Source organism: Prevotella sp. LMAG:51 (genome assembly GCF_008680225.1).
Classification (GTDB): Bacteria; Bacteroidota; Bacteroidia; order Bacteroidales; family Bacteroidaceae; genus Prevotella; species Prevotella pectinovora.
The window spans coordinates 71,174-93,154 of record NZ_NALQ01000003.1; the positions used below are offsets into that span (position 1 = coordinate 71,174).

19 protein-coding genes are annotated in these 21,981 nt (G+C 50.0%); 9 read left to right on the forward strand and 10 right to left on the reverse strand.

All coding sequences use genetic code 11. The features are described 5' to 3' along the window. Nucleotides 1-239: 239 nt before the first annotated feature. The 3 genes from CCC32_RS00480 to CCC32_RS00490 form a co-directional block, all read right to left on the reverse strand. On the reverse strand, nucleotides 240-1,322 hold the full coding sequence (locus CCC32_RS00480; protein ID WP_287071434.1) for a C1 family peptidase: 1,083 nt from the start codon (nucleotides 1,320-1,322) through the stop codon (nucleotides 240-242). A gap of 100 nt (nucleotides 1,323-1,422) precedes the next feature. Further along, complete coding sequence (locus CCC32_RS00485; RefSeq protein ID WP_042519113.1) at nucleotides 1,423-2,151, reverse strand: tRNA 2-thiocytidine biosynthesis TtcA family protein; 729 nt, start codon at nucleotides 2,149-2,151, stop codon at nucleotides 1,423-1,425. Between the two features lie 73 nt (nucleotides 2,152-2,224). Further along, a complete protein-coding gene (locus CCC32_RS00490) occupies nucleotides 2,225-2,593 on the reverse strand; it encodes a DMT family protein (RefSeq protein WP_022316720.1) in 369 nt (122 codons plus the stop codon). Nucleotides 2,594-2,892: 299 nt separating this feature from the next. Here CCC32_RS00490 and CCC32_RS00495 point away from each other — a divergent pair, with 299 nt between their 5' ends. After that, on the forward strand, nucleotides 2,893-3,471 hold the full coding sequence (locus CCC32_RS00495; RefSeq protein ID WP_022316721.1) for a hypothetical protein: 579 nt from the start codon (nucleotides 2,893-2,895) through the stop codon (nucleotides 3,469-3,471). Between the two features lie 11 nt (nucleotides 3,472-3,482). Then, entirely contained in the window at nucleotides 3,483-4,007 is a 525-nt protein-coding gene (locus CCC32_RS00500) for a hypothetical protein (protein WP_022316722.1), read from the forward strand. 245 nt (nucleotides 4,008-4,252) lie between these two features. Here the strand turns inward: CCC32_RS00500 and CCC32_RS00505 are convergent, their stop codons facing one another. The 5 genes from CCC32_RS00505 to CCC32_RS00525 form a co-directional block, all read right to left on the reverse strand. Further along, entirely contained in the window at nucleotides 4,253-5,278 is a 1,026-nt protein-coding gene (locus tag CCC32_RS00505) for an IS110 family RNA-guided transposase (protein ID WP_042517114.1), read from the reverse strand. Nucleotides 5,279-6,053: 775 nt separating this feature from the next. Then, the gene (locus CCC32_RS00510; RefSeq protein WP_042519110.1) at nucleotides 6,054-6,608 is read right to left on the reverse strand and encodes an NADH peroxidase; all 555 of its coding nucleotides are present in this window, start codon (nucleotides 6,606-6,608) and stop codon (nucleotides 6,054-6,056) included. 250 nt (nucleotides 6,609-6,858) lie between these two features. Continuing rightward, nucleotides 6,859-8,496: an RluA family pseudouridine synthase gene (locus CCC32_RS00515; protein ID WP_287071442.1), complete on the reverse strand. Its 1,638-nt coding sequence runs from the start codon at nucleotides 8,494-8,496 to the stop codon at nucleotides 6,859-6,861. Nucleotides 8,497-8,616: 120 nt separating this feature from the next. After that, nucleotides 8,617-8,850, reverse strand: coding sequence for a DUF4248 domain-containing protein (locus CCC32_RS00520; protein ID WP_022316725.1), 234 nt, complete (start codon nucleotides 8,848-8,850; stop codon nucleotides 8,617-8,619). A gap of 707 nt (nucleotides 8,851-9,557) precedes the next feature. Further along, complete coding sequence (locus CCC32_RS00525) at nucleotides 9,558-11,534, reverse strand: AAA domain-containing protein (RefSeq protein ID WP_287071445.1); 1,977 nt, start codon at nucleotides 11,532-11,534, stop codon at nucleotides 9,558-9,560. A 368-nt stretch (nucleotides 11,535-11,902) separates the two neighbouring features. Here CCC32_RS00525 and CCC32_RS00530 point away from each other — a divergent pair, with 368 nt between their 5' ends. The 4 genes from CCC32_RS00530 (at nucleotide 11,903) to CCC32_RS12620 (ending at nucleotide 16,647) form a co-directional block, all read left to right on the forward strand. Beyond that, the gene (locus CCC32_RS00530) at nucleotides 11,903-12,919 is read left to right on the forward strand and encodes a YqiA/YcfP family alpha/beta fold hydrolase (protein ID WP_044072183.1); all 1,017 of its coding nucleotides are present in this window, start codon (nucleotides 11,903-11,905) and stop codon (nucleotides 12,917-12,919) included. A 2,016-nt stretch (nucleotides 12,920-14,935) separates the two neighbouring features. After that, complete coding sequence (gene dinD / locus CCC32_RS00535; RefSeq protein WP_044073934.1) at nucleotides 14,936-15,805, forward strand: DNA damage-inducible protein D; 870 nt, start codon at nucleotides 14,936-14,938, stop codon at nucleotides 15,803-15,805. A 108-nt stretch (nucleotides 15,806-15,913) separates the two neighbouring features. After that, nucleotides 15,914-16,207, forward strand: coding sequence for a hypothetical protein (locus tag CCC32_RS00540; RefSeq protein WP_287071453.1), 294 nt, complete (start codon nucleotides 15,914-15,916; stop codon nucleotides 16,205-16,207). A gap of 29 nt (nucleotides 16,208-16,236) precedes the next feature. After that, the gene (locus tag CCC32_RS12620) at nucleotides 16,237-16,647 is read left to right on the forward strand and encodes an HNH endonuclease (protein ID WP_353755980.1); all 411 of its coding nucleotides are present in this window, start codon (nucleotides 16,237-16,239) and stop codon (nucleotides 16,645-16,647) included. Between the two features lie 386 nt (nucleotides 16,648-17,033). On the opposite strand, the gene CCC32_RS00545 is transcribed toward CCC32_RS12620, so the two are convergent. Then, entirely contained in the window at nucleotides 17,034-17,549 is a 516-nt protein-coding gene (locus CCC32_RS00545) for a regulatory protein RecX (RefSeq protein WP_353755982.1), read from the reverse strand. Further along, nucleotides 17,537-18,370, reverse strand: coding sequence for a peptide chain release factor N(5)-glutamine methyltransferase (gene prmC / locus CCC32_RS00550; RefSeq protein WP_287071456.1), 834 nt, complete (start codon nucleotides 18,368-18,370; stop codon nucleotides 17,537-17,539). The genes CCC32_RS00545 and prmC overlap by 13 nt, the downstream gene beginning before the upstream one ends. Before the next feature lie 156 nt (nucleotides 18,371-18,526). On the opposite strand from prmC, the gene metG reads away from it, so the two are divergent. The 3 genes from metG to ribD all read left to right on the forward strand — a co-directional run bounded on the left by metG (nucleotide 18,527) and on the right by ribD (nucleotide 21,933). Next, on the forward strand, nucleotides 18,527-20,593 hold the full coding sequence (metG, locus tag CCC32_RS00555; protein ID WP_022315713.1) for a methionine--tRNA ligase: 2,067 nt from the start codon (nucleotides 18,527-18,529) through the stop codon (nucleotides 20,591-20,593). Nucleotides 20,594-20,706: 113 nt separating this feature from the next. Continuing rightward, entirely contained in the window at nucleotides 20,707-20,847 is a 141-nt protein-coding gene (locus tag CCC32_RS00560; RefSeq protein WP_231572921.1) for a hypothetical protein, read from the forward strand. Between the two features lie 120 nt (nucleotides 20,848-20,967). Further along, nucleotides 20,968-21,933: a bifunctional diaminohydroxyphosphoribosylaminopyrimidine deaminase/5-amino-6-(5-phosphoribosylamino)uracil reductase RibD gene (gene ribD / locus CCC32_RS00565; RefSeq protein ID WP_022315715.1), complete on the forward strand. Its 966-nt coding sequence runs from the start codon at nucleotides 20,968-20,970 to the stop codon at nucleotides 21,931-21,933. Nucleotides 21,934-21,981: the final 48 nt, after the last annotated feature.

A 21,981-nucleotide genomic window follows, 5' to 3' on the forward strand; every position in this document is an offset into this window, starting at 1 on the left:
CTTTTGCTTGTTTTTAATTCGCAATAGCTCGCTATTACTCATTAAAAGCCAAACAAAATCCACTCTTCTAAAAGAACAAAATCCTGGCCAGCCCTAATGACCGATTTGGGTTAAAAAGCAGCATGATATGGACACATCTGTAATACTCAATCCATTTGTAGCGGGAAGATCTTTTGCAACGTGGCTGGCAAAGGACTATTTGGGAGATACAGGCAGCCTGTATCTGTCGCCCTCTGTCATCAGTCTTCCATAGCCGGCAGAACGATGTTGTTGAGCATTACGGCGATGGTCTTCAGCCGCACATAGTCGAACGACATATACATCAGTCCGCCATACGGATTCTCCGTGCCCCACGAGTTCTTGCAGATGAAATACTTCCTGTCTTCCTTGTCGCGGGCAATGCCGATTATTGCCATGCAGTGGTCGTCGGTGGTGCGGAAAGTGTCAAACTCCCTCTGCCTCATCGTCTGAGAGCAGTTGCGCTTTGCCAACGGCACATCTGCCACACCGTCGGCGAATGAGAATCCCCGTTCACTGATGTCGCCCTCCCAACATACGGGATGGCCAGACCTGACAGACTTCTCCATCAGTTCCATCAGTCTGTCGATAGGCAGGTTGACGAAGCGTTCGTCGTTGTAGTTGTCAGTCAACTTCAATGCCACCTTCTTGTTCATCGGTTCGTGGGTGAAGCTGGTGAACGCCATATATTCGTCGGGCATACACACGCTATGCGTAAACTCCAGCGGCGTATATTCCATTCCCAGCATATACACATGCTTGGGCAGCGGATTGATGCTGCCGTCGAGCACGTTGTCGGCAGCCTGTCGGGCTTTTACAAGTCCCGATCCCCTGCCGACCTGTGCCACGAGTGTAGACCGCAGTTTGCGTACCGCCACATTCATGTTGGCGTCCGTGTGGTAGGAGTCGTAGGGCATCAGTCCGTAGGTCTGTATCAGTCTCACCAGCTGCGGCATCGTTCCGCGGAGCGTTATGTCGCTGCTGCCGTGGCTCAGATAATACCTGTCCGCCTGTTCCTTCATGAAATTTCGTGCCACATAAGCCACAGAGAGGTTCACCGAGTCGCCCCTCTGGATATGTTCCGTCTCTATCGTGGCAAGCATGGCGTATGCCCAGCATAGCGAACTGTGTCCCTGGTCTTTCACGGGTGTCATGCCGAGCCTCACCTCCGTGCGGAATTTCATCGGATTCAGCATCGTCTTTTTCTCGGTTTCGTCGCATGCTGTCATCACCACCGCTGCCAGGGCGATGATGAGCATCATGGCTATATTTGCGTTTGTTCTTTTCTTGATGTCTTTGTACATGGCATTCTCTGTATATGATGTTATTCTTCTATATAGTTGTTCTGCACAGGTCGGTAACCGGCGGCCAACCGACGGGAATGGACAAGCATCTTCGCTTTTGTCATTCCACGAGCTTTCCCTCAGCCTTCAGGGCGTTCCACATCGAGAAACGGGCCTCTGGCGCTATGCGCTCCATCTCCTCGAACAGGTGTGCCACGGTGGAGCGGTGGGAGTCGGTCTCATAGGGACACAGCTTCTTCTGTTTTTCATATCCGTTCGTCTCCGCATAGCGGCGGATGTCAGCCTCTTCTTCCATGCATAGCGGACGGATGATGGTGATGGGCATCTTGCGCATCGTGAGGCGTGCCGGCATAGTGGAGAAATGACCCTGAAACATCTGGTTCATCAGTGCGGTATGCAGTATGTCGTCCTGATGGTGGCCCAGCGCAATCTTGTTGCATCCCAGTTCCTGAGCTTTCAGGAACAGCTGCTTGCGCCTGTTCCAAGAACAGAGGAAGCATGGCGACTTGCGGTTGTCGGTGGTCATGTCGAAGTTTGTGGTCACGAGGTGGAGCTTCACGCCGAAACGCTGGCAGAAGTCTTCCAGATATCTTGTGTCGCTCTCATATCTGATGTTCTGCATCCTGATATGTATGGCGTGCACCTCAATCTTCGGACGGTTTATCGCCTGCTGTCTGCCTAGCATCTCTACCAGAAATAGTGAGTCCTTGCCGCCGGAGAGTCCGATGAGCACGCGGTCGCCGTCTTCTATGAGTTCAAACTCCTTCAGCGCCTTGCGGTAGCGGCGCATGAGCTTGGCTTCGAGCTTCTGTTCTTCGGTAGGTTTCATGTTCTTTTCTCTTGTCTATGTCGTTGTTTATGATTTCCTGTGCCGCCAGCCTTCGCCGGGCATCCGTCTCTCCTTATTTCAGAAACACCAGATACACCGCCGCCACGAGGAAGAAGAAGGCGAGGTAGTGGTTCCAGTGCAGCCCCTGGTTGCCGAACATCATGTTTATCATCACGGTGAACACCAAGAGGCTCACACACTCCTGTATCACCTTGAGCTGCACGAGGGTGAAAGGTCCGCCGTTCTCCACGAATCCGATCCTGTTTGCCGGCACCTGGCAGCAATATTCAAAGAAGGCGATGAGCCACGAGAAGGCGATAACGCCAATCAGGGGCCAGTTGCTCGATGTTCCCGTCTGCTGCAGTTTCAGGTGTCCATACCATGCCAGTGTCATGAAAATATTGCTTGCCAAGAGGAGCAACACAGTGTATAATCCGTTCATATTTTGATTTATCCTTTTAAATCGGCAAAGTTATGAAAATTTGCTCAAAAACAAGAATGTGGCAATGTTTTCGTGATGTTGCTGACGAAATATGTGGCAACAGGTATAGGTGGATAAAAAGAAAAACCTTGGTTTGACAAGATCTCAACGGGAATGCCTACTCCTTTTTAGGGGATTCCCTAACAAATATTATGGTTTTTATCCTTGCGCTGTTCTGCCATAAATAGTAAATTTGCAACGTGATAATAAACAGCGGGGCTTCGGCGCCGGAGATATTAACGACATAAAGACATTGTATCATGAAAAAGTTTTATTCCATAATCACCATTATAATGATGGTACTGACAGCCACGTTGACAACGGGCTGCACCGACGAGAATGAAGATGTGGCGTATAACCTCTGGGGCACATGGGAGGGAAACATGTATATGCAGAGCCAATACAACGGCAGAGTGTATCAGTCGAGCTATTCGGTGTTGGCGTTCGACAAGAACCCATATCAGTATGCCAGCGGAACGGGTTACTGGATTGACTATTACAGCAATGCCCCATGGGACTACTATTCAAGCCGCATACAGTGGAGGGTGACGGGCAACCAGGAGATACAGATATACTCTCAGAATGAGGGCCGCACATATTATATCTACAACTATAGCATGGGCAGCTATCGCTTCACGGGATGGATAGACGACGGACAGAACGACCCCGTATACTTTGAGCTCAGAAAGACATCGGAGCCAGACTGGGGCGACTACGACTGGGACGGATATTACTGGGATGACTATTACTACGGTTACAACTACTCTCCGGCTCGCTCGAAGTCTGTTGTTGAGGCTCCAGTGAGGGGAATAACCAGAAATGATGATACGAACAAATAAATGATACAAACATGAAACAGGTAAAGATCTTCACGATGATGGTGGCGATGCTGCTTATGGCAATCACAGCACATGCCGGAGTGAACAGCAAGAACACGATGCCAAATATCACCTATCCCTATGTGGACAACTGCAACACCCAATACTGCAAGATAGCCTCGATAACCTACGGCAGCACGATAACGATGGTGAAGCTGGTATACAATGTGGCGAAGGTGAATTTTGAAGACACAAAGAACATCGTCATGACCGACTCCAACGGCAAGGAATACAAGCTGAAGTTCATCAACGGACTGAAGGCCGGACAGGAAATGGAAATCGAAGGCAAGAGATTCATCACCCTCGTGTTCCCGAAGATAAAGAAGACTCCGACAAAGGCAAACATCGAATGGGCTGACGGCAATGGATTCATGTTCGAGGGAGTGGACCTGACACAGAGCGGACCGATACAGAGCGTGTTCGACAAGGATGCCCTGGAGAAGGAGCTGAACAGCAAATACGGCAACGGAATGCACTTCCAGGAGGTAGACGAATAACGGTGTCTGCCGGACCTGCTGCATACAGCTTACGCCAAACGGACATAAAGCATATATGTTATTTTTTCATTACGGCTTGTAGCCTCATGCCAAACCGGGCATCAGGCTCCAGGCAATCCCGGAAGAAAGATTTGGGATAAACAACGAGGACTGCGTGGCGGAAATGATTTTCCAATCACGCAGTCCTCTTTATCCCAAATCGCTTTCTATGTTAATATCCAAATGTTTTGACCATTATTTTCAATTTATGCTGAGATTTTATATTCAGGGGTGAATGTTTGGCGATTTCTGACCATGGCTGTGACCAAATGTACAAGTTTGTTCTTGACATTGTTCAGTGCAACCTGCTTCTTCTTTCCTCGTTCTACGAGGCGCATGTAGTACCTCGCCATAATGGGATTGAAGTTGACGGCAGCTAGTGCCGCTTGCGTCAGCATGGCCTTTATCTGGCGGTTAGCCATATAATGTACATGCGGATCGGAATGCACACTGGTTCCCGAATCTTTGCCAAATGGAGCTAGGCCGTAATAGCAGGCAATCTTGCGTGAGTCGTAGTTGAAACGCCGGAAGTTGTCGGTGTACACCATCAGGCACACAGCGTTCTGCGTTCCTATGCCAGGCACCGAGGTCACGATGGTGAACACCTCGGTGAGTTCCTCGTCCGACTTGATGAGATCGGCAATGCGCTTATCTATCTTCTCTATCTCCTTATTGAGTTCAGAGACGATGTGCCGTCCGCTCTGCGAAATCATTGTCTTGACTGGCGACTTCTCCATAGTGAGTCGCTTTTCGCCTCTACGCACCTGGAAACTGCATCTGTGTCTTACGATCATCTGACGGTATAGGAACAGCTCACGCAGTTGTGTAAGCGACTCGCTAAGAGGCTCGTACATAACGGCTTTATCGTAATTCCTCATGGCGTATTCTGCAATCATCGAGGCGTCAGCACGGTCAGACTTCAATCGTCTAAGACCAGATGCGTCTTTGATGCTCTTTGCGTTCTCAAGCCACATGTCGTAGCCTTTACCGTAGAGGAAGTTGCACAGTCCCTTGCTGTAGTCGCCCGTGTTCTCGCCACAGAAGAGCCACAAGGACGAGTCGATACCGCAGGAATTCTGCTCAACCCACTTGACCAACTGCCTATAGCCAGACACGGTTGTCTTGAACTCGTTGAACACTCTAGCAGCGGTTTCTGCCAGTCCGTCTGCAAAAAGGATAGCCACATCAACTTTTTCTTTCGAAAAATCAACTCCGATAAATAAATTCTTCATAACTTTGTACGAGTTATATTGTGTAGAATTGGTCAATAGTTGTATGGACTAACACTCTAACAAGGCTCAGAGCCGATAACTTTCTATCTGGTCTTTGCAACTATGTCGATGAGGACCTAAACGATTTATAGCTTTACGGCTGGGTCATTAGCTGGTTTACCTCTTCGACAGACCGATTCTACCTTTTTACAACAAAGGTACGAAACTGTCTTTAGCAATCATAGTTTTACCTTGATTATTTTGGAGTTTATGCGACTTCGTCGCAATCTTCTGCAAACTTAGAGGTCATTAGGGCTTGCTTGGATTTTGTGTTTTTATAAGAGTTGATTTTGTTTGGCTTTTAATGAGTAATAGCGAGCTATTACGAATTAAAAACAAGCAAAAGACGCCTTATAAAAAACAAAAGACTGCAAGCAGTAAATATAAAATACAATAAACGGCCTAATGACCGTTTTGGGTTTATTGTTGGTTGTAGTCAAGCTGACGAGGATGTTTGTCTGTCTCTGACAGCTGTTGGCAAACCAGGATATCTGTCAGCCAGTGTGCCTGGAGCCTCTGCGCCAACCTCCCAGATAGTGCCGACATGCGACATCAGTCCGCCGCTGATACCTACATATTAATTTTATGAAATAAATGAACAAAAAGACAAACGGTGCTTCTTACGCATAGAAACAAAAATGAGGTATGCTGCACAGAAATAATTCTGTGCCGCACACCCCATCAGTAGACTACCCCTTAAGTCCGGATATGGACTTAAGGGCTATGTCAGCAGTGGTTATTTGAAATATCTCTTGTAGAGGCCCATGAAGCCTGCGCAGTGGCGGGCCTCGTCCTTAGCCATTTCGTGAACGGTGTCGTGAGTAGCGTCCATACCGGCAGCCTTGGCGTTGCGGGCGATGCGGAACTTGTCCTCACATGCTCCACGCTCAGCAGCGATGCGAGCCTCAAGGTTGCTCTTGGTGTCTTTCAGCACGTCGCCAAGGAGCTCAGCGAATTTAGAAGCGTGCTCTGCCTCCTCGAAAGCGTAGCGCTTGAAAGCCTCGGCAATCTCTGGATAGCCCTCACGGTCGGCCTGGCGGCTCATTGCGAGATACATACCCACCTCACCGCACTCACCGTTGAAGTGAGTCTCGAGGTCCTTTATCATTTCCTCGTTGGCGCCCTCCTTGCGGGCAGCGCGCAATTCGTGTACTGTAGCGAAAGTATCTTCTTCACCCTCTACCAGCTCTTTGAACTTAGATGCTGGAGCCTTGCATACCGGGCACTGCTCTGGAGCAGCGTCACCCTCATAAACGTAACCGCAAACGGTGCAAATAAATTTCTTCTTCATAATGTCTTTGTTTTTATATGTTACTTATTTTCTTTTCTGAAAGCGCATCCTTTGATAATTGCTATTATAATTCAGTGCTTTTCTTCATTGGCAAAGGTAGGAATTATTTCAATATGCTGTACGCTTTTTCTTGATTGAATTTTTCTATTTTGGCATTAATTATATTGATTTAACCCCAATCTGCCCTTTGTAGTCCGTCTGTATTCTGACAAGTCCTTGGCTCAGGAAAATGTCTCTTGTCCAGCATCAGTCAGAGGTGGAGTCCGCCACGGGATTCCAGTTCCATTCTCTTGCCCGTCAGCGGATGATGGAATGACACATATTCGGCATGCAGATACATCCTGCCGCTTGTGGGGTGGCCGTATAGGGTGTCGCCAAGTATCGGCGTGGCGAGTCCGTCGGCATGGGCGCAGTGCACTCGCAGTTGATGTGTCCTTCCGGTGAGAGGATACAGCAGAATCTCCGTCTTGCCGTCGGCGGTGGAGATTATCTCATAGCGGGTTTCGGCAGGTTTGCCGTGCTCCTGGTCCACCACCTGTCGCGGACGGTCTGTCGGATCGGCGGCAAGCGGCAGGCGGATTGTGCCTTGGCGTGGAGCGTGGGGAATGCCGTCGAGTATTGCCCTGTAGCGTTTCTCCACCGTGCGTGATGCGAACTGTTCGTGCAGATTGCGCAACACGGTGTCAGACTTCGCCACTACGAGGAGTCCGCTGGTCGCCATGTCGAGTCTGTGGGCAGGCATCAGAAACTGGCTGCCGCCACGCTCCCGCTTCAGAATGTCAACAACAGACTCACGTGCCACGTTGCCCGGCACGGAGAGAATGCCGGCAGGCTTGTCAACCACTATCAGACTCTCGTCTTCATAAACTATATGCAGAACTTCGCAGCTCCCTGCGGCGCTGTCGTGCGGGTCGGCGTCCACATTGAGGCCCTGCAGCATGTGTGTGAGGATAGGTTTGCATTTGCTGCGGCAGGCAGGGTAGTAGTGCAGGTGGTGGCGAATCTCGGTCTTAGGCGACTTCCCCCACCAGAATTCCGCCATGCACACAGGATGCAGACCATGAAGATAGGCATACTGCAGGAGCTTTGGAGCGCAGCAGTCGCCGGCTCCCGATGGCGGCACCCTCTGTGGCGTGGCGGCGAAGATTGATGTCAGGTCGCAGCGTTCGCCACGGGCGTTGAGCATGGAATATTGGTCGAAGAGCCATTGCTGCAGACGGTCAGATTTCTCCTTGCGTTCCTGTCGCAGTGTGGCGATGCGGTTGTCGAGTTCTGCCTTCTGGCGGCGCGGCTCGGCGAGAGTCTCGTCCCATCTCTTCTTGATGCGGCGCAGTTCCGCTTTCTGATATTGGCTCTCTCTGACCATCTGTTCCTGCTGCTGGGCAGAGAGGGACTGGCCGGATGCTCTCAGGGCTGCGCGTCTCTCCTTTGCCTCCGCCATATACTGTCGGAAAGCCTGTATCTCGTTGTCGGCGGCAGTCTGCAGTTTGGCAGTCCTGTCTTTCAGAGCGGTATATTCCGCAGATTCCTTGATGCGTGCTATCTCATGGTTGATGGATGAAATCTCGCGCTCGTGGGTCTTGAAATATCCGTCGGGCTGCTGACTGTCATATACCGACGGCACGAAATATGGCAGGTCGTTCCTGCCTGCCAGCAGTCCGGAGTATGCGGCAAGGAATCCGAGGTCTCCTGTGGCGTCTGTCACCACAAGCACACCGAACATCTTTCCCTTCTCCACTTCGTCTCTCCACTGTCCGTTGCTGCCAATGTAGCGTTGCAGTTCGCCGGCAGCCAGCAGGCATAGCGGGTGTGGCGTATAGTTGAAGGGATAGGTGAAGCGCTCGGGGCGCTCTATATCGGTGTGCAAAGGGTGGAAAATCTCGTTCATACGGCAAAGTTACTGATTATCCGCCAACATCAGCGACGTGACGGGTGGAAAATAATCATGCCGATGGAAAATAATGCAGAAAAGCGGAATGGGGACACCAATGTCTGCCGGTGCCGCCTGTCATGGTTCACCGAGACGCTCCACGATGAGTTTCACCTCCGCCGGTGTGAACGACCGTACGGGCGGCATCTTGCCGTTTTTCAGCAGACGTCTTGACAGTTCCGGTTCCAGACTTATCCATCGGCATAGTTTGCGGAATGCCGACTCTGGTTGCAGGTTGGGACAATACATCTGCGCCAATTCTGTGCGCCCGTAGGCGCGAACCTTGAAATTCATTGCTTCGTTGTTTTTCATGATAAAAATTATTTTTAGTGGATTAAAAATGCTTCTCCCGTCGTGTTCCGACCACTGCCGGCAGGGGAAACGATATTGATATAAATATAAATCAGGGACCGCTGCCACTGATAAGAGTTTCGTTGTTCCACTGTGTATATATGTGATAATGCAAAGTTAGCAATTATTCCGCAAAGCGCAATGTGATTCTGAAAAAATATTTTCATGTTCCCTCGTCTGCCCGCCATCTTGATTATCCCTGATTTGTCATTAAGACGACCTGATGGATGATTGGGGGTTATATAATAAGGTGAGACAATTTGTTGGGTTGTCTTTTTGCAATCGTTTTCGTTACAAAAGCAAACATTTTATTAGTTTTATTCGTTTGTTTCTTCAAAATGTATTACTTTTGCATCAGTTAATACAACATGACACAAATATCATTCGCTATGTTCCGGGAGCGGAACACTGTCTGACCCTTGACAAACAAGGATAATGACAGCACAGACATCAAAAACAGATAAGATACAACAAAAGAGACAACGCAAATGCGATTCGATAAAAAGGAACGAAGAATATAGGAATAGGAAAATGAATGAATTTTTTATAGGTCATAAAGTTAGAACTGAATATAAAAGGGAAAAAGACAGTAAGTAAGGATGCACACAACACGAATACAAGTATGAAATGGAGCAGGATGTTCGTCATCCCGCTCCATTTTTCTTGATTCATACTCTGTCGGCATCCTCTTCTCCGGCATCCTCTTCGCCCGTGACATAAGCATAGAGTTTCTTGTAGAACGCCGTGTGGCTGAGAGTCTCGGCATTGCCCATGATCACGAGTTTCATTCTGGCACGCGTTATCGCCACGTTCATGCGCCGCAGGTCGGAGAGGAAACCTATCTGCCCCTCCTGGTTGGAGCGCACGAGAGATATGAACACGATGTCGCGCTCCTGTCCCTGGAATCCGTCCACCGTGTTCACCGCGATGAGCTTGCGGTAGGGACGGAAGAAGTCGCTCTGCTTTATCAGCTGTCTGAGATACTGCACCTGTGCCCTGTATGGCGAGATGATGCCCACGTCGATACTCTCTTCGAGGATGCGCTCCTTGCCGATCTTCTCGAAATAAGTCTGCAGGGTGTCGAGGGTGAGACGCGCCTCGCGCTTGTTTATCCTTCCGAAACTCTCACCCACAAACTGCTCGTAAGCCTCTGTGCCGGAGGTGTCTATCCATACCATCGGCTCGTCGTAGTCCAGTATTCCCCGGTGTTTCACCTCAGGAGCCGGTTCCACCATTCCGCCATAAAACCAGTCGCTCGAAAAGCGCATTATCCTTTCGTTCATGCGGTATTGCATTTTCAGCAGCGTCACCACCTCGGGCTTCTTTTCCACGATGCGCTCCATCAGCGTCTTGGCGAGTCCGCCACGCATCGCCTCGAAGCTCTTCACCGTTGGCGGCAGCTGACAATGGTCGCCGGCGAGCACCACTCTCGACGCCCTCTTCATGGCAATCCAGCATGCAGCCTCAAGTGCCTGTGCTGCCTCGTCGATGAATAGTGTGGTGTATTTCTGTCCCGACAACACGTGGTTGGCGCTGCCTACGAGAGTTGAGGCTATCACACGCGCCTCGCCGAAGAGCTGGGCGTTGATTCGGCATTCTATCTCTGTGGCGCGGCTCTTCAGGCGTTCCACCTTCTGGTGCCAGTTGTCGGCAGACCCCCGTTTGCGGTTCTGCCGCAGCTGGCGTATCGCCTTGCGGATGCTCCATAGTTCGGGATAGTCGGGATGCGACTCGAAGCGCCGCTCGTAGGTGAAGGAGAGCATCTTGTCATTCACTCGTGTGGGGTTTCCGATGCGCAGCACCGCCACTCCGCGGTCTACGAGCTTTTCGGATATCCAGTCCACTGCCATGTTGCTCTGTGCGCACACCAGCACCTGGCTCTCCCGCTTCAGCGTTTCGTATATCGCCTCTACGAGTGTGGTGGTCTTTCCTGTTCCCGGCGGACCGTGTACCACCGCCACGTCCTTTGACCTCAACACATTGTTCACGGCGAGTTCCTGTGCCGTGTTGAGCCATGGGAATTTTATCGCGTCGAACGAGAAGGTCTGCGCTTTCTGCTTTGAATAGAACAGGTCGCGCAGGTATGCCAGTCGGTTGCCTTTGGCGCGTATCACGCGGTCGAGGGCTTCGAACATCAGTTTGTAGCTGGTCTCGTCGAAGAATAGCTGCACACCCACATTCTCCGTGTTCTGCAGTGTCACGGCGAGTCCTGTCTTGTCGGGAATCACCACCACCATGCGGTCGGTGTCGGCATAGCTCACGGTTCCTGTGGCAATCAGGTCGAAAGCCTTTGCCGTGCCTTTGGCCTGTGTCTTGCCGGTGGGCAGCTTGTCTGCTGTCGCCTCGCTGCCCGTCGCCTCGTCGGTATGGAAGAAACACACGGGTTTTCCGAATTCGAAATTGTGTTCTATTTCGTCGTCGGCAGTGCGATACACCTCGATAGCCAGCTGGTTGAGCGAGTTGTAATAGCTCCTGCCGATCCTCACGGGATGCCATGCGTCGCCTCTGCGGATGCGTCGCGGGAGTCCCATGGCCTGCATCTGCCGTTTGAAGTTCTCCTTCTCCTCGTCGTATTCGGTCTGCAGCAGCGCTTTCTGGCGCAGCAGACTCATTATGGGGCTTTGTATTGTCTTGTCGTTCTCCATCTTGTTGTCTTTTCATTGTCAGGAATGGGGCATTGCCTGACGGAGTGTAAGAACAAAGGTAATGAATTATCCTGATAACGACAACCCGATTGCAGATTTTTGTGGCTGCCTCATGTCTGCTGTGGATATGATGGCATCTGCTGATAATCCCCCCCCCAACGGCATGATCCCCGATTCGGGATAATTCATTTTCCATTGTGCATTAATTCGTCTTTCGTTTTGTATTGAGCATGGATTATGCTACCTTTGCCTGATGAAAAAGCAGTGGGCAGTAGTCCACGTTGCACATATCGGAGAAACCGTTCCTGCAGCTCATCGGCATGTATGCCGGAAGCATGCGGAACCCGAATATAAAACAAGGGAAAAAGATGGAAAAGGAAAACAAATACGTATTGCAGTATCCCTCGATAATGAAGGGCAAGAAGATAATGTATGTCCACGGATTCATGTCGTCGGCACAGTCGGGCACGGTGGCGCGCATCCGTGAGATGCTGCCGTCGGCAGACGTAGTGGCGTATGACCTGCCGGTGCATCCGCAGGAGGCGATGGACCTCTTGAGGCAGAAATGCGAGGAACAGAAGCCCGACCTCATCATCGGCACGTCGATGGGAGGAATGTATACCGAGATGCTGTATGGCTACGACCGCATACTGGTGAACCCGGCTTTCCTGATGGGAGAGACGATGACGAAACACGGGATGCTGGGCAAGCAGACCTTCCAGAACCCAAGGCAGGACGGTGTGCAGGAGTTCATCGTCACCAAGAGTATGGTGGAGGAATACAAGGAGGTGACGCGGCAGTGCTTCGCGGCAGTCACCGACGAGGAGCAGGATAGGGTCTACGGACTCTTCGGCGATGCCGACACCACGGTGGCTGCAGAGACCTATGGCGTGTTCGCCGCCCACTACCGCCAGGCGATAAGTTTCCACGGCGAGCACCGCCTCATAGACAAGTCGCTCATCCATGCCGTCATTCCCGTGGTGCGCTGGATCGACGACCGTCAGGAGGGTCGTGAGCGTCCTATCGTTTACGTGAGCATTGATGCGCTGCGCGATGCCAGGGGCAGCCAGAGGGGAAGTGCGATGAAGGGTTTCCAGACTCTGCTCAACCACTATGCGATGTATGTCGTAGCCCCGTCGCCAAGCTACGACGAGGAGTATGTTGCCGAGGTGCGCCGCTGGGTCAACGACACGGTGAATGTGCCGGCATGGCAGCGCCTCACCTTCACCAACCAGGAGAATCTGCTCTATGGCGACTATCTCATCGCTCCCGTGGCGGAATGTGAGCGCTCCGGATTCATGGGCACTACGATAGCCCTCGGTTCCGACACGTTCAAGACGTGGGACGAGATAATAGAGTTCTTCAGCCGTCTCGGCGGACAATAGTTCTCATGGAGAACGTCTGTATTGATGGTAATCTTTGATACGTCAAAGTCTCCATTATTGCCTGATAGAGGTTTGTGACCAAAAAAACGATCAAAATTGTCAGATTGTCAGGTTTTTGCTGTAATGCTTTGATATACAAATGGTTAGCGACCTGATGGTTGTTTCCGATTGTCTGGATGGTTTGCAGATGAGAGGAAGTATCAGATGGCAGGAATTGCATGTGTTGGCAGAATCCAGAAAACAGAAGTATGGATGTTACAACATTAACTTATTGGGCAGCCGCCTGGCGCATTTTCTGCCCAAGTGGGGCAAGCAGCGTGCCCAAGTGGGGCAAGCACGTTACCCAACATGGGCAAGCACGTTGCCCCAGTTGGGCAGATTTTGTACTCTCTGACAGGATCATAGACTGCTGTCCATCAACCATAGGCTGGGGATACAGCGACATCACGGAATGACAAATGGGTTTAGGGTGTTTTATCTGTAACCCATACGCTCTTGGTTACAACCTAACATTCCCAAATGGGAGTAACAGATTACTCTGCCTCTGACTTCAGCCCCCTCTCGTTCTCCCCCGAAGGGGAGATGCAGGTTACTCCGTTTCTGTCATAGACTGGTGGTGCAGGTTACTCCGTTTCTGCCATAGACTGGTGGTGCAGTTCACTCCGTTTCTGCCATAGACTGGTGATGCAGTTTATTCCGTTTCTGTCATAGACTGGTGATGCCGTTTACTCCGTTTCTGCCATAGACTGGTGGTGCAGTTCACTCCGTTTCTGTCATAGACTGGTGATGCAGTTTATTCCGTTTCTGCCATAGACTGGTGATGCAGTTTATCCCGTTTCTGCCATAGACTGGTGGTGCGGTTTACTTCGCATACTGATGACCATTGGTGGTCAATTTGCAAAATTATGGATAACCACTGGTAAACAGGCAGTCAAGAGTAACCAGTCCCTCCCCTACGGGGGAGGATAGGTGGGGGCTGATGGCAATATGCAGAGTAACTTGTCCTTTCCCATTAGGAAGGTCAGGATGGCCCTAATGACCGATTGGGGTTAAAACAACATAAAACGGTATGATATTTCGATGATACATCAATGATACTTTTCTGTAAAGAGTTCGGAAAAGTATCATTGGCGTTACTCGTTGGCTTGCAGGATTTTAGTCGTTCTGTGAGACCGTAAAATGATACTATGATACTTTTTCGCGGAAAAAACATTCTTATGTTTATATTTTGTGCTTGATTATCGTTAACCACAAATCGGTCATTAGGCCGTTTAATATATAATTCTAATAACTGCCTGCTTGGATTTTGATTTGGGTTAACGAATCTAAAAGCTACGACATTTATAGATGCTAATTTTCACTATAACATGTCATTTTGTTTAAAAACGTAATAAAAACAGTAAAATATTTGCCAATATGAAATATTTTTCCTTAATTTGCAAACAAGACGATGCTGCTTATGTGATAGCGTTCATTCTGTGAGGATGAACAGGCATTTGGATGTATGGAATGATAGACAAATATTTGGTATGGTTTTAAGCCAACGTTTTTTCGACAAACAATATGGTCGAGATTAAGTTCGCTTCAATCCTTCATGGCAGAATTAAATGAATAGAATAAATGTTTCTTATAATTAGATGAATAAATGTTGATTGAATAATGTTGGTATGTTGAGCAATTGCTCACATCGAGCTCAGCCGTATTCGTGAGAAACCGGCTGAGTTTTTTTATGGTTATGCGCTTCCCTGTTGCATCGGTTGTAGAGTTGGTATTTGGCTATCAACTTTTGTCAGCGGATGCTCTCTGCAAAATAAACCGAAATTTCGACAGGCTTATGCGAGATTGTTGTGTTTTATGTTTATCTTTGCGCTCAAATACCCTATCTAATCAATGTTACCGCACTCTTCCTGTCGAACAAGCGCAGTATGCCGACGAGGTGTTAGGCTTTAGCTATAATCTTGGTCTTATGGGGAGTGTTTAGTGAGGAAAAAGAAGAAAACAAAGAAATATTATAACATGGATATTCAAAGAATAAATCAGCATACATCTGCTTTCAATGAGATAACGCATTACATTGAGAGCGATAATGGCAAAGAAAAGGTTGAAGTATGGTTTGCTCGCGAGCTTCAGTCGGTTCTTGGCTATGCACGTTGGGAGAATTTTACAATAGCTATAGGCAGAGCTGTGGAATCATGTAAGTCACAGAATATCAATGTGGATGATCATTTTCGTGAGGTCACGAAAATGATAAGCTTAGCAAAAGGTGCTAAGCGTGAAGTCAAGGACTATATGCTCACTCGTTTTGCCTGTTATCTCATAGCTCAGAACGGTGATCCAAAGAAAGAAGAAATAGCGTTTGCACAAGGTTATTTCGCATTGCAGACAAGGCGGGCTGAACTTATAGCTGAGCATTTGCAGCAAGTTTCACGTCTGGAAACACGCGATCGGTTGCGTGCTTCAGAAAAACAATTGTCTCGCAATATTTATGAGCGTGGTGTTGATGACCGTGGATTTGGTCGTATACGTTCAAAAGGTGACACGGCTTTGTTTGGCGGACATACCACCGAAGACATGAAACTTCGCCTCGGCATCAAGTCAACACGCCCATTGGCTGATTTTCTGCCTACGCTGACCATTGCTGCAAAGAACCTCGCAACAGAAATGACAAACTACAATGTGGAGCAGAAAGACCTTTATGGTGAACCGAGCATTACTGCCGAACACATTCAGAATAATGTCAGCGTAAGGCAGATGCTGGGGCAACGAGGTATAAGACCCGAAAACCTTCCTCCTGCTGAGGACATCAAGAAGGTGGAACGCAGAGTGGCAAGCAACGAGAAGAAAATAGAAAAGACTTCAAGCAAACTGCCAAAGAAGGTTGAGTGATGTTGAATACTTACTGACGATATAAAGGCGTTCAGCGAGGAAAACGAAAATAAAGATTGAGCATGCTGATAATAGTGGCTCATTGATTCTTATAACAGGTTGGAGGGTATGTCTAATATAGAAAGGTACGCAGACTTGCAAGCCGACTTCTACCATTATATGGTGAAATATGGCGGCATTGCCAAAAAGACAAGCGGTGACTATGTGACGAGAATGAAATTCTTGGCGCACCACTATCTTTTGGACGAAACGCTCACACAAGAGAAGATAGAGGACATATTGCGCCAAGAAGACCTGAAACGTGAGAGCAGGAGCGTTTACACCAGCAAGAAGAGCATCTCCGATTTTAGGGCTGGGCTCCACAAGTTTCTCGCTTTCATTCGGATTATTATGGTAGGATAAATGATTCTATCTTGCGGGAATTGAGAACCGTGGAAAACGACCATACGATCAAAGTAACTGAAAAGCAATCGATCATAAAATTGCGTTTGGGACAGGGATTGTTCTGCAACGAACTTATAGATTATTGGCATGGTTGCGCCATCAGCCAATGTCCCTTGACTTGGATGCTCATAGCTTCGCACATTAAGCCTTGGAGAGATTCCGACAACAAAGAGCGCTTAGACCCCTACAATGGTCTGCTGTTGCTCCCCAATTACGACAAACTGTTCGACTTGGGATATATTACGTTCAATCAAAAGGGGCAGTTGCTTTGTTCCCGACTGATAGACAAGTTTGACCGTAAGACCCTCGGGCTAAGCGGTGAACTGCACCTGACGAAGCTTGAGAAACCACATCTGAAATACCTTAAATACCATAACGAGAATTGTTTTCTGCTTTAGCGTTTACGGCATTGTGGGCGACAGCAATTGCAGCAACGTGATGTCGATCAGTTCAACGTCGGGCAAGATCCTACCCATAATCGCTTTGTCTTCTTCGGAGAACTCTTCGGCTTTTTCCAGAGCCACGGAAATGGTTCGCTCAGCCTGTTGAAGTTGGCTGCAAAACCAAAGGATATCGTTCGATGCTTATTTCATTTTCTGCGCTTTTACTTACATCCCTCAATTGGACGTTAGATTTTTATTTGTCCGCGAATTTAGAAAAGAAAAGCGGAAGGCGTAAACCATTTCACTATTCTTAGACTTTTCGCGCATTTATAAACACTCATTCCAAAAGATAAAGAGATATGGTGGGTTGCAAACTATGCTGTATCCCCGATGTAGGGAATTCACTGAAAATCATCCTCAGCCACTTCTTCCTCCCGGTATAATTCTCCCAGGCAGTTGCGTATTTCCTCCATGTCGTAACCTCTGCCGAGGGCATAGCGGATAAGCTTGCAACTCAGTTCGTAGTCGCTCTTCGCCTTCACGCTCTTCATCTTTGCCTTCAGCAGAGGGCGCAGCGAGTCGGTGAAACTCGTTTCCTCAATCTCGTCGATAACCCGCCGGCGGATATCCTCGCTGATATGCTTCATATAGAGAGCCTGGTCCACCTTGTGGCGCCCCCACTTGTCGTATCTCACCTTGTCGTTGGCAAAAGCTCGGGCATAACGCTCGTCGTCGATATACCTGCCCTCCGTAAGAGCATCCACCACACGGTTCTGGGCATCCTCAGCCAGTCCCCATAGCGTCATCTTGCGCCGCATCTCAAACGAGCAGTGTTCCGCACGTGAACACAGTGCGGCGAGCTTGTTGAGGGCCTCCTTTTCCGTAATTTCCTTCTTCCCCTTCATCATTTTCTGCATATAGTGTTCCTGTTCTTGCCGTAGATGTCCTTTATCGTCTTGATGCCCCGATATCCCATATCGCCGAGCATTGTCTCCATCTCGTTGGCATAGAGGGCGTTGATCTCGAAGCAAAGCCATCCCCCAGGGCGCAGCGCATGACATCCGTAGCCGGCGATGGCACGATAGAAGAGCAGCGGGTCGTCGTCGGGGACGAAAAGTGCCAGATGAGGCTCGTGGTCCAACACGTTGGAGTGCATGCCGCTCCTCTCCCTGCCGCAGATATACGGAGGGTTGCTCACTATGGCGTCCCACCTGTCGGTGTCGTGGGGAGCGTTCAGGGCATCCTGTTTCACAAAATTCACCCTTGCTCCGAGCCTTTCCGCATTATCCCGGGCTATGCCGAGAGCCTTGTCGGAGATATCCCATGCCGACACCTCCCGACTCTCATCGTCCAATGCCAAAGTGCAGGCTATGCAACCGCTGCCCGTGCCGATGTCGAGGATGGCAGGGTGGGGCAGGGCGGCGGTGAGGCCGGCAACGATGTCGCAGAGCTGCTCCGTCTCGGGACGTGGGATGAGCACACCAGGCGCCACACCGAAGATGCGGCCGGCAAACGGTGCCTTGCCGGTGACATACTGCACGGGTTCTCCCTCCTTCAGCCTTGTCATGGCGCAGGAGAGCACCTGTGTGTCGGCAGAAGACAGACTCTCCACACCGCCACACACGATATCCGTGAGCGACATGCCGAAAAGGTCGTCGAGAACGGTGCGGCATACAGCCTTCGCCTCGTTCTCGCCATATATGGCGGCGAGTTCTCGCCACAAGTCATTGTATCTCATCTCATAAGTGTTAGAATTGCAAAATTATCGTTTAACGCATTGACCTACAAACTTAATCGCCGATATTTAACGTGAAATTCGAAAAAAACACTAACTTTGCAGTTGAAAACTTGTGATACACATTATATAAATATAAGATAATACATTATTATATATATGGAAGAGAAGAATTTTAAGCGCACCACCGTGACCGCCGCCCTGCCATACGCCAATGGCGGAGTGCATATCGGCCACCTCGCCGGAGTGTATGTACCGGCAGACATCTATGTGCGCTATCTGAGACTGAAGAAACAGGAAGTGATGTTCATCGGCGGTAGCGACGAGCATGGAGTGCCTGTCACTATCCGTGCACGCAAGGAAGGCATCACTACTCAGGAGGTGGTAGACCGCTACCACTCGCTCATCAAGAAGTCGTTTGAAGACTTCGGCATTTCGTTCGACATCTACAGCCGCACGACATCGGCTATACATCATAAGTTCGCATCAGACTTCTTCCGCACACTCTACGACAAGGGAGAGCTGGAGGAGAAGACCGAAAACCAGTTCTGCGACGAGGTGACAGGAGAGTTCCTCACCGACCGCAACATCGTGGGCACCTGTCCAAGATGCGGAGCAGAGGGAGCCTATGGCGACCAGTGTGAGAAATGTGGAGCCACCCTCTCGCCAGACGAGCTTATCAACCCTACCAACAAGAACAACCCTGGCCACGGCCTGGTGAAGAAACCTACCAAGAACTGGTATCTGCCGCTCGGCAAATGGCAGGACTGGCTGAAGAAGTGGATATTGGAGGGACACAAGGAATGGCGACCGAACGTGTACGGACAGTGCAAGTCATGGCTCGACATGGATCTGCAGCCACGTGCAATGACCCGCGATCTGGACTGGGGTATCCCGGTGCCGGTGGAGGGAGCTGACGGCAAGGTGCTCTATGTGTGGTTTGATGCCCCTATCGGATATATCTCGAACACGAAGGAACTCTGCGACGCCAATCCCGAGACTTGGGGAACATGGCAGAAATGGTGGCAGGACCCAACATCGCGACTCGTGCACTTCATCGGTAAAGACAATATCGTGTTCCACTGCATCGTGTTCCCGACGATGCTCAAGGCTCACGGAGATTATATACTGCCGGACAACGTACCGGCAAACGAGTTCCTCAATCTGGAGAACGACAAGATTTCCACTTCCCGCAACTGGGCTATCTGGCTGCATGAATATCTCGTGGACTTCCCGGGAAAGCAGGATGTGCTGAGATATGTGCTCACGGCGAACGCTCCTGAGACAAAGGACAACAACTTCACCTGGAAGGACTTCCAGGAGCGCAACAACAGCGAACTCGTGGGTATATATGGAAACTTCGTGAACCGTGCGCTGCAGCTCACCAAGAAATACTGGAACGGCGTGGTGCCGGAGTGTGGAGAACTGACAGACTACGACAAGCAGACGCTTGAGGAATTCAAGGACGTGAAGAAGAAGGTGGAAGACCTGCTCAACGTGTTCAAGTTCCGTGATGCACAGAAGGAGGCAATGAATCTGGCGCGTATAGGAAACAAGTATATCGCCGATTGCGAACCGTGGAAGGTGTGGAAGACCGATCCGAAGCGTGTGGAGACAATCCTGTATATCTCGCTGCAGCTCGTGGCAAACCTCGCCATTGCGTTCGAACCGTTCTTGCCGTTCAGCAGCGCCAAGCTCCGCAAGATGATAAACATCGATGGCTGCGACTGGAACCAGCTCGGTGCTACCGACCTGCTGAAGGCTGGTCATCAGCTCAACGAACCGGAACTGCTCTTCGAGAAGATAGAGGACGAGACGATACAGCATCAGCTCGACAAACTGGCTGAGATAAAGAAGCAGAACGAGGCTGCTGAATACAAGGCAAAGGAAATCAAACCTACGGTGAGCTTCGAGGATTTCGAAAAGCTCGACATCCGTGTGGGAACGATAAAGACCTGTGAGAAGGTGAAGAAGGCAAACAAGCTCCTCAAGTTCACCATCGACGACGGTTCGGGCACCGACCGCACCATCGTCAGCGGAATAGCCAAGTTCTATAATCCGGAAGAACTCGTAGGCAAGCAGGTTTGTTTCATCGCAAACTTCGCCCCACGCAAACTGATGGGTATCGAGAGCCAGGGAATGATTCTCAGCGCAGAGAACTTCGACGGCAGCCTTAGCGTGACACGCATTGACCGCGAGGTGAAGCCGGGCAGCCAGGTGGGATAAGCATGAATGCAGGGGTGACCTGTACCTTTCCTTATAATGGGCAGGACAGGTTTTCCTCATCAACCGATATAACGGTGATGTCTCAGCGCCGATGTGGAATTAACCGCCGCCGGATGAGACAGGCGGCAATAGGAGGAATAACTATGAAGCGTACACCTAAGTGCTACAATGAGGAAGAGTTTGAACTCGACAACATCTATAACGATGATGACGATCGCTACGGAAAAGCGGGACTCTCTGCTATGTTTTATTGATTAGACCTCTATTGAATGACTAATAAGGACGGGCGTTTGGCGGAAAGGAACAAACGCCCGTCTTTTGATTACTCCTCCCAATCGGTCATATTGCCGTTTGGGGATAAAACTCTCAGGATTATGACCACAGATGAAAGATATATGATGCGCTGTCTGCAACTGGCAAAGAACGGGATGCAGAACGCCAAGCCAAACCCTATGGTGGGTGCCGTGATAGTGAGCGGCGGCAGGATTATCGGTGAGGGATACCACGTGTGCTGCGGAGAAGGCCATGCCGAGGTGAACGCCTTCGCTTCGGTGAAGGCGGCAGACGAACATCTGCTGAAAGAGGCTACGATATATGTCAGCCTCGAACCCTGTTCTCACTACGGCAAGACACCGCCATGTGCCGACCTCATCATCCGGAAGGGGGTGAAGAGGGCGGTAGTGGGCTGTGTTGACCCCTTTGCCAAAGTGCATGGCAACGGAATCAGAAAACTGCGTGAGGCTGGCATCGAAGTCACTGTGGGAGTGCTTGAGGAGGAATGCAACGAACTGAACAAGCGCTTCTTCGCATTCCATAGACTCAAACGTCCGTATATATTGCTGAAATGGTGTCAGACGGCAAACGGTTTCCTCGACGACTGTAATAAACCGCTGCGCATGTCTACTCCATACACGCAGATGCTCGTGCATAAGCTGAGGAGCGAATACGACGCAATACTCGTCGGACGAGTGACGGCGGAGAGAGACAAGCCGAAACTCAATGTGCGCCTATGGGCTGGCAATGACCCTAAGCGCATCGTGATAGACCGGGAGCATCCGTGTTTCGATGGTCTCTGCTTTGACAACGGCGACACCGTGCCCGGACAGATAGCCGGTTGGCTGCATGGACAAGGAGTGCAGTCGCTGATGGTGGAAGGTGGAGCGGAGACGCTGAAGGGCTTCCTGCGTGCCGGACTGTTTGACGAGATAAGAGTGGAGACGGCACCGGTAGTGGTGGACGGCGGTACGGCGGCTCCGATGCTGGCCGGAGAAGAACTCCGATTCACAGGCAGAGAGGTGTATGGACAGAATGTAATCGACACATACCACCGCATCGGTTAGGTCTGCCGATATGGGGAGACCGTGGGTTCAGACAATAATATTATGTAA